The organism is Simplicispira sp. (assembly GCF_028687295.1).
In the GTDB taxonomy this organism is placed as follows: Bacteria; Pseudomonadota; Gammaproteobacteria; order Burkholderiales; family Burkholderiaceae_C; genus Simplicispira; species Simplicispira metamorpha.
Genome location: NZ_JAQUAL010000159.1, coordinates 1 through 7520, shown reverse-complemented (window position 1 = coordinate 7520; position 7520 = coordinate 1). Strand labels below are relative to the sequence as shown.

8 protein-coding genes are annotated in these 7520 nt (G+C 69.4%); 5 read left to right on the top strand and 3 right to left on the bottom strand.

Annotation, left to right across the window (positions count from 1 at the left end):
- The 3 genes from PHX69_RS14115 to PHX69_RS14105 all read left to right on the top strand — a co-directional run.
- Window positions 1-617, top strand: a 617-nt coding sequence (locus PHX69_RS14115; protein WP_288044490.1) for an MlaE family ABC transporter permease, incomplete at its 5' end; no start/stop codon positions are given.
- Between the two features lie 71 nt (window positions 618-688).
- Complete coding sequence (locus PHX69_RS14110) at window positions 689-1642, top strand: MlaD family protein (protein WP_288044488.1); 954 nt, start codon at window positions 689-691, stop codon at window positions 1640-1642.
- Entirely contained in the window at window positions 1639-2424 is a 786-nt protein-coding gene (locus PHX69_RS14105; RefSeq protein ID WP_353852418.1) for a hypothetical protein, read from the top strand. The genes PHX69_RS14110 and PHX69_RS14105 overlap by 4 nt, the downstream gene beginning before the upstream one ends.
- 13 nt (window positions 2425-2437) lie before the next feature.
- Here PHX69_RS14105 and PHX69_RS14100 read toward each other — a convergent pair whose 3' ends face one another.
- Entirely contained in the window at window positions 2438-2635 is a 198-nt protein-coding gene (locus tag PHX69_RS14100) for a hypothetical protein (protein ID WP_119012556.1), read from the bottom strand.
- A 129-nt stretch (window positions 2636-2764) separates the two neighbouring features.
- Here PHX69_RS14100 and PHX69_RS14095 point away from each other — a divergent pair, with 129 nt between their 5' ends.
- Together PHX69_RS14095 and PHX69_RS14090 are read left to right on the top strand one after the other, a co-directional pair.
- Window positions 2765-4252, top strand: coding sequence for a DUF2868 domain-containing protein (locus PHX69_RS14095; protein ID WP_288044486.1), 1488 nt, complete (start codon window positions 2765-2767; stop codon window positions 4250-4252).
- Complete coding sequence (locus PHX69_RS14090; protein ID WP_288044484.1) at window positions 4249-5682, top strand: GTPase/DUF3482 domain-containing protein; 1434 nt, start codon at window positions 4249-4251, stop codon at window positions 5680-5682. Before PHX69_RS14095 ends, PHX69_RS14090 begins: the two co-directional genes overlap by 4 nt.
- 244 nt (window positions 5683-5926) lie before the next feature.
- Here PHX69_RS14090 and PHX69_RS14085 read toward each other — a convergent pair whose 3' ends face one another.
- Both PHX69_RS14085 and PHX69_RS14080 read right to left on the bottom strand, forming a co-directional pair.
- Window positions 5927-6790 (bottom strand): DNA ligase, encoded by an 864-nt coding sequence (locus tag PHX69_RS14085; RefSeq protein WP_288044482.1) that lies wholly within the window; start codon window positions 6788-6790, stop codon window positions 5927-5929.
- A 68-nt stretch (window positions 6791-6858) separates the two neighbouring features.
- On the bottom strand, window positions 6859-7520 hold a 662-nt coding region (locus PHX69_RS14080), incomplete at its 5' end, for an SDR family oxidoreductase (protein WP_288044480.1).

Genomic DNA, 7520 nt, shown 5'->3' with positions numbered 1-7520 from the left:
CGCCCATCCTGTTGGGCTTTACGGTGCTGGCGGCGCTGCTGTGCCTGGTGATTACGCACATCGTGGTGGTCACGGCGCTCAGCTACGGGCTGTCGCGCTACGCGCTGGAGATGGTGATTCGTGTGCTGGTGCTGGAGCTGATTCCGCTGACGGCGGCGCTGTTTGTGGCCATGCGCTGCACCATTCCCAGTGGCGCGCAGTTGGCGCTGTTGCGCCAGTCGGGGCATTTTGGCTGGCTGCGCCAGCACGGCGCTGACCCGGTGCGCACACAGCTGCTGCCGCGCGTGCTGGCCGGGGTGTTTGCCAGCATCACGCTGGCGGCGCTGTCGTGTGTGGTGGCGCTGGTCATGGCTTATCTCAGCGTGTATGGCTTTAACGTGGCGGGGCTGCCCGGCTACACGCGCATGTTCGGCCAGGTGTTCACGCCGGTGGTGACGCTGGTGTTTGCCCTGAAAACGGTGTTTTTCAGCCTGGCCGTGGCCTTGATTCCGATGACCGCCGGGATGTACGACACCGGCGAGGCCACCCAGCCCGACTCCGAGCTGGGCGGTCTGGCGCGCATGTTTGCCGTGCTGCTGCTGATCGAGGTGCTCTCGCTCGTCGGCAATTACTATTGATGCCCATGACTGCCACGCCACCCCCGACCCCGCCCGTGCCGCCGTCTGCACCCACGCCATCTGCGCCCCCCATGCCCCCCGTGGACATGCTGCGCCCCGTGGCCCACCTGCAACTCAAGGCAGCGGCGCTGCTGCTGTTCACGCTGGCGCTGATCGTGGGCTCGGGCCTGTATTTGTTGTATGCGCGCGGCGCCTTCGAGCCCACGCAGACGCTGGTGCTCACCGCCGACGACTCCGAGGGCGTGGTGGTGGGCATGGACATGACGTTTTCAGGCTTTCCGATTGGCCGCGTGCGCCGCATTGAACTGGCCCCCGATGGCAACGCCCGCATCATCGTGGACGTGCCGCGCAAAGACGCCCACTGGCTGCGCGTCTCCAGCGTGTTTACGCTGGTGCGCGGCCTGGTCGGCGGCACCAACATCCGCGCCTACAGCGGCATGCTGCAAGACGCACCGCTGCCCGATGGCGCCGTGCGCCCCGTGCTGCGCGGCGACGCCACCGCCGAAATCCCCCAGCTCATGGCCACCGCGCGCGAGCTGCTGGCCAACCTCACGGCCCTGACGGCGCCCGATGCGGCCCTGGGCACCAGCCTGGGCCAGGTGCAGACCCTCACCCAGCGCCTGCAAGGCCCGGGCGGTGCGCTGCAAGTGCTGATGGGCAATGCGCAAGACGCCCGCAAAGTCATCACCACCCTGGAGCGCACCAACGCGCTGCTGGCGCGCCTGGATGGCATGGCCGCCAAGGCCGACACCCAGGTGTTTGGCGCGGCGGGCGTGCTGCCCGAGGTGCGTGCCAGCGTGGTGCAGCTCAATGGTCTGCTGGCGGACGCCCGCCAGAGCCTGAAAAAAGTCGATGCCGTGCTGGAGCAGGCCCAGGCCGTGGGCGCCAACGTGCGCGAGGGCACCGCCGACCTGGGCACCCTGCGCGCCGAGGTGGAAAGCAACCTGCGCCAGATAGAAGGTCTGGTCAACGAATTGCAGCGCAAATGGCCGTTTGCCCGTGACGCCGAGGTGAAGTTGCCATGACGTTGTTACCCCACATGCCCCCAGGGCTGGCCCGCCGGTTCGCAGCGTGGTGGCGTGCCATTGCCCGTGCCCGCGTGGGTGCAGTGACTGGCTTGGGCGCTGGCGCTGCTGCCCGTACCGGCTGGCGCGCTGGCGCGCTGGCGCTGTGCCTGTGGGCCGCCGGTTGCTCCAGCCAGCCGCCCGTGCCCGATTGGAAGCGCAACGCCAGCGCCGCTGCCGACAAGGCCGTGGCCGCCTCCCTCTCGGGCGATGGCCGCATCGCGCAACTTGAATGGGACCGTGCCCGCCAGCAAACCGCGCGCACCGGCCAGATCACCTTGCTGGCGCGGCTGGAGTTGCTGCACTGCGCGGCGCAGGTGGCCAGCCTGAATCTGGCGCCCTGTGCCGGTTTTGACGCACTGCGCGCCGATGCCGCACCGGCGGAACGGGCCTATGCCGACTATCTGGCAGGCCGCGCCACGGCCCAGACGGTACCGCTGCTGCCACCGGCCCAGCAAAGCACAGCGCTGGTGCCTGCCGAACAGGCCGCACAGGCGCTGGCGGCCATCACCGACCCGCTCTCGCGCCTGGTGGCCGCCGGGGTGCTGTTGCACACCGGGCGCGCCCACCCGGATGTGATCGCCCTGGCCACCGACACCGCATCCGCCCAAGGCTGGCGCCGCCCGCTCATGGCCTGGCTGCTGCTGCAAGCGCAGCGCGCCGATGCCGCTGGCGACACCGAAGAAGCCGCGCGCCTGCGCAGGCGCATCCACCTCGTCGAGCGCAGCGGTGCCAAGCCCTGAATGCGCCCGGACATCAATCCAATATGCCGGAAGAAGAAACCATTGCATCCAGGCCCGATGGCAGCTGTGCCAAGGCATCGGCGGCCTGTACGGCCACATCTGGCAACAACACCACAGCGGTGGCGCTCACGGCCAGAACCACGGTGGCAGCAAAAGCCATCAGCGGGTGCGAGCGCGCTGGCTGGCGGGGTGGCAGGTGTCGGCGTTTCATGGCGGAATCTCCTGTCAATGCGCCTTGCCGAAGTGGCAAAGGCCCGCAAGGTTGTGATTACCGCTCCCCCGCACGGTTCCGTCTGTCAGACGAGCGCGCTGGGTGGTGAGCGTGCGTAACAGTCCCGGGATGCATGTGTCTTCCAGCGCACTGAGAACCCCGCTCACCGAGGTCTGGATGGTGCACGCCGTGCGCGCCCTGGAGCAGACCGGCCCGCTGGACGATACCCAGGCCATGGCCGAGGCGTTTGCCCGCCACACCCACCCGCAAGCGCGCCTGCGCGAGCGCGCCTGGCTGCTGGGCCAGCGCCTGGGCCTGCCCGCACAGATGGCGCGCTGGCGCGATGCCGCCTGGTGGCTGGGCGCCGCGCTGGCCGTGGTGGTGGTGCTGATGGCCAATGGCATGGTCTTTGCCATCTTGGCGCAAGGCCGCAGCATCCATGCGGGCAGTGCCCTGGTGGCAGCGCTGGGCGTGCATCTGGTTACGCTGGGGGTGTGGCTGGCCACCTTGGTACTGGCACCGCGCTGGCCGGGGGCGTGGGGGCGCTGGTCGCTGGGCGCGCTGCTGCTGCGCGTGCTGGCGTGGTGGCCCGCAGACCGCACGGCGCCATCGCCCCTGTCCGCCCCGCTGGCCACGGGTGCCCGCCAGATGCTGCGCCAGGCGCGCCTGGCACCCTGGGGGTTGGGCTTGGTCAGCCACCTGGTGTGGGCGGCATCGTTTGTCTGGGTGCTGCTGGGGTTGCTGGGGGCTTTTGCCTTCCGCGAGTACCGCCTGACCTGGGAGAGCACGATTTTTGACCCGGCGTTTTTTCAGACACTGGTGCAGGCCAGTGGCTGGTTGCCCGCGCAACTGGGCTTTGCCGTACCCGATGGGGCCGTGTGCATGGCCGGGCAGATGGCGCCAGCGGCACTCGCTGCCGGGCCAGACGCATGCGCCCGCGCCGCTGCGTGGTGGCTGCTGGGCTGCGTAGCGGTGTACGGGTTGCTGCCGCGCCTGCTGTGCGCGGCATGGTGCGCCGGGGTCTGGCAGCGGCGCAAAAACCGCCTGGCCCTTGATACCGCTGACCCCTACCTGCGCCAATTGCTGGCGCGCTGGGATGCGATGGCGCCCGCGTACATCACCGACCCCGAGCCGCTTGCGCTGCCCGGCGCCACCAGCGCGCCCGGTGGCAGCGCACCAGACGCCAGTGCCCACCGCAGCGCCATCGCCTGGATTGGCTTTGAGCTGCCCCAGGCCCAGGCTTGGCCACCACCCCAGGCCGCCAGCGCTGCCCTGGTCGAGCGCATTGCCGGCACCCAGGACGAGCGCAGCCGCGTTCTGGCAGCTCTGGCCCGGCTGCATCCGGGCGCGCTGGTGCTGGTGTGCAACGCCGCTGCCACCCCCGACCGGGGCACCGAGCGTTTTCTGCGCGAGGCGTGCAGCCACGCCGGGCAGTGCGCGCTGTGGCTGGTGCTGCCGGGCAGCCCCGGCGCACCGTCCGGGTCGGCCCCGCCCAGCGCCCCCGCGCAGCGCTGGCGCGACTGGCTGAACGCCCGGGGCCTGCCCGCCGTGCCCACCTTCACCGACGCCGCCCAGGCCCAATCCTGGGCCGAGCAGGTGTCAACCACCCCGCCATGATTGCCCCTACCGATTCCTATCCGCCGCTGGACATCGCCGTGGTGGGCCACACCAACGTTGGCAAAACCTCGCTCTTGCGCACCTTGCTGCGCCAGCCTGACTTTGGCCAGGTCTGCGACAGCGCGGGCACCACCCGGCACGTCGAGCGCACCGACCTGCGCATTCAGGGCGCGGTGGCCGTGCGCTACTTTGACACCCCGGGCCTGGAAGACTCGGTGGCGCTGCACCACTACCTGCAATCCTTGCCCGGCGATTTGCCCACGCCGCTGGAGCGCGTGCGCGCCTTTCTGCGCGGCCCCGAGGCGCAGGCCGCCTTCGAGCAAGAAGCCAAGGTGCTGCGCAAGCTGCTGGAGGCCGATGCCGCCATCTACGTCATCGACTGCCGCGAAGACGTGCTGCCCAAATACCGCTGCGAGATCGAAATCCTCAGCGCCTGCGCCAAGCCCGTCATGCCGGTGCTGAACTTTGCGCGCAGCCCCGGCCACCAGGCGCAGGCCTGGCAGAGCACCCTGGCCGCTTACCACCTGCACGCCTCGGTGCTGTTCGATGCCGTTGCGCCGTTCGTGGGCGCCGAGCGCCAGCTCTACGAAGACCTGGGTGTGCTGCTGCGCGCACGCCGCGCGCAGTTGCAGGCCATCTTGGACGACCTGGCGCTGCAAGCCCAGGAGCGCCGCCTGGCCGCCTGCCAACTGGTGGCCAGTGTGCTGGTCAGCGCCGCCGCCATGCGCCGCGAAGTGCCGCAAGCCGCGCTGGCCGACCCGGCACACAAAACGGCACTGCTGCGCGGTTTTCGGCAATCGCTGACGCCGCAGGTGGCCGCCTGCGTGCAGGCCGTGCTGGCGGTGTACGGCTTTCGGCCCGGCGATGCCGAGGTGGCCGACCTGCCCTGGAGCAGTGGCCGTTGGGAGGCCGATCTGTTCCACCCGCAAACCCTGCTGGATGCAGGCCACAAGCTGGGCAAGGGCGCTGCCGTGGGGGCTGCGGTGGGGTTGGCGGCGGATGTGGCGCTGGCCGGGTTGTCGCTGGGCACGGGCACCGCACTGGGCGCCGCTGTGGGCGGTCTGGCCAGCCAGGGCTGGAGCCAGGTGCCGCGCAAAATCGCCAACCGCGTGCGCCGCATCGAAGAGCTGACCCTGGAAGACGAGGTGCTGCACCTGCTGGCCAGCACCCTGGTGCGCCTGTGCGCTGCGCTGGAGCAGCGCGGCCACGCCGCTTGGCAGCGCCTGCATGTGGGTGCGCAGCCCGCAGCCGACAGCGCCGCACCGGGAGCGCCCGCCCTGCGCGATCTGCTGGCCCACCTGGCCCCAGCGCGCAGCCACCCCGATTGGGAGCAGGCCCAGCCCGGCGGTGCCACCGATGCCCGCCGCCAGCGTTTGGTGGATGCGCTGGCAGGGCAGTTGGCTACCCTGGTGGCTGCTCCCGGCGACTGAAACGCGCCCCAGCTTTGTTGCGCCGGGCCTCGCCAAAATAGGGGCCAAAATCGATTCCAGCCCTTGTGCATTGGGCGCGAGCAGCTATGGATTCAGTAGCTTTTTTGTGGCGATGGGCAGGCATCCTGCCGGGCTGTGATGTGCCAGAAATCAATGGTCAAAACAGCGTCAAACGCCCTGCCATAGAGCGCCAATAGCTATCAATTAAGTAGCGTTTTTCAAGGGCGCCGGGGGGCTGGTCATTTCAGGGCCTGTCGTGGCGCACGCGCACAAAGCTGGCAAAGCGCGGCAGGCCGCTGGCGTGCTGGCCGCGAAAGCGGTAGGTCACCCAGCTGCCAAGGGGCGGGGGCGATTCGCGCTCGGCGTCGGTCAGGCCGGTGCCCAGCTTGAAGCGCTGGCCGCTGGGCATTTCTACCAGCAGTGCGCCCAGGCGGCCTGCGTGCTTGCCTTGGCCGGGGATGTGGCCCACCACGCGCGCCTCGGTGTCGTCGTGCGTTTTTACCTTCAGCAAATCATCGCTGCGGCCTGCGCGGTAGTGCGACGCGCCCCGGTGCAGCATCAGCCCCTCGCCACCGCCGCGCACGGTGCGCGCCAGCAGCGCCTGCAAAGCGGCATCAGTGGCCACGCGCTGCTGGGGCACGGCCTGCACCCAGGGCTGTTGCAGGCTTGCCACCAGCGTTTGCAGCGCGCCCAAGCGTTCATCGAAGCTGCCGCCGTGCGCGGGCAGGTCAAACACCATGAAGCGCAGCTGGCGCCAGGCGGCGTCATCCGGTGTTTGCCGCGCGGTGGTGGACTGGGCCTGCGCAAACTGGCCGCGCCCGGCCCACAGTTCACCGTCCAGCGGCTGGGCAGGCCAGTTTGCGGTGAACCAGGCCGGGGCGTTGACCACCTCGCCGCCGCGCGTGCGCAGGCGCTGGCCGTCCCAGTAGCCGCGCACGCCGTCGTATTTTTCGCTCACCCAATAGCCGTGCAGCGCCATGCCGGGGCGGTACACCTGCGCCAGCAGCAGCGCGGGCGCATCGGCGTCGGCTGCGTTGGCCGGGGCAGGCACGGCCAAGCTCCACGCCGCCCAAGCCAACCAGGTCAAAACGCGGCGGCGCTGGAGCATGATGAACTCACTTTTTGATAGCTGCCAGCGCTTTCTGCATCAGCGCTGGAGCCGGTTTGGGGGCTGAATCAGGCCAGCGCTTCGCTGTCGCGGCTGATGCCGGCGGTCTGGCTGAAGCCGCCGTCCACGTAGGTGATTTCAGCCGTCACGCCGCCCGCCAGGTCGCTCAGCAAGAACGCGGCCACATTGCCCACGTCCTCGATCGTCACGTTGCGCCGCAGCGGCGAGGCGCTGGCCACGTTGCCCAGCAGCTTGCCAAAGTCCTTGATGCCGCTGGCCGCCAGCGTCTTGATGGGGCCGGCGCTGATGCCGTTGACGCGCATGCCGCGTGGCCCCAGCGATTCGGCCAGAAAGCGCACGCTGGCTTCCAGGCTGGCCTTGGCCAGGCCCATGGTGTTGTAGTTGGGAATGGCACGCAGCGCGCCCAGGTAGCTCAGCGTCAGCAGGGCCGACTTGTCGTTCAGGTAGGGCAGGGCGGCCTTGGCCATGGCCGGGAAGCTGTAGGCGCTGATGTCGTGGGCGATGCGGAAGTTTTCGCGGGTCAGGCCATCGAGGAAATCGCCCGCAATGGCTTCGCGCGGGGCAAAACCGATGGCGTGGACAAAGCCGTCAAACGTGGGCCAGGTTTGGGACAGGTCGGTGAACATGGCCTCGATCTGCTCGTCGCTGCCCACGTCGCAGTCAAACACCAGGGTCGAATTGAACTCGGCGGCAAAGCCGGTGATGCGGT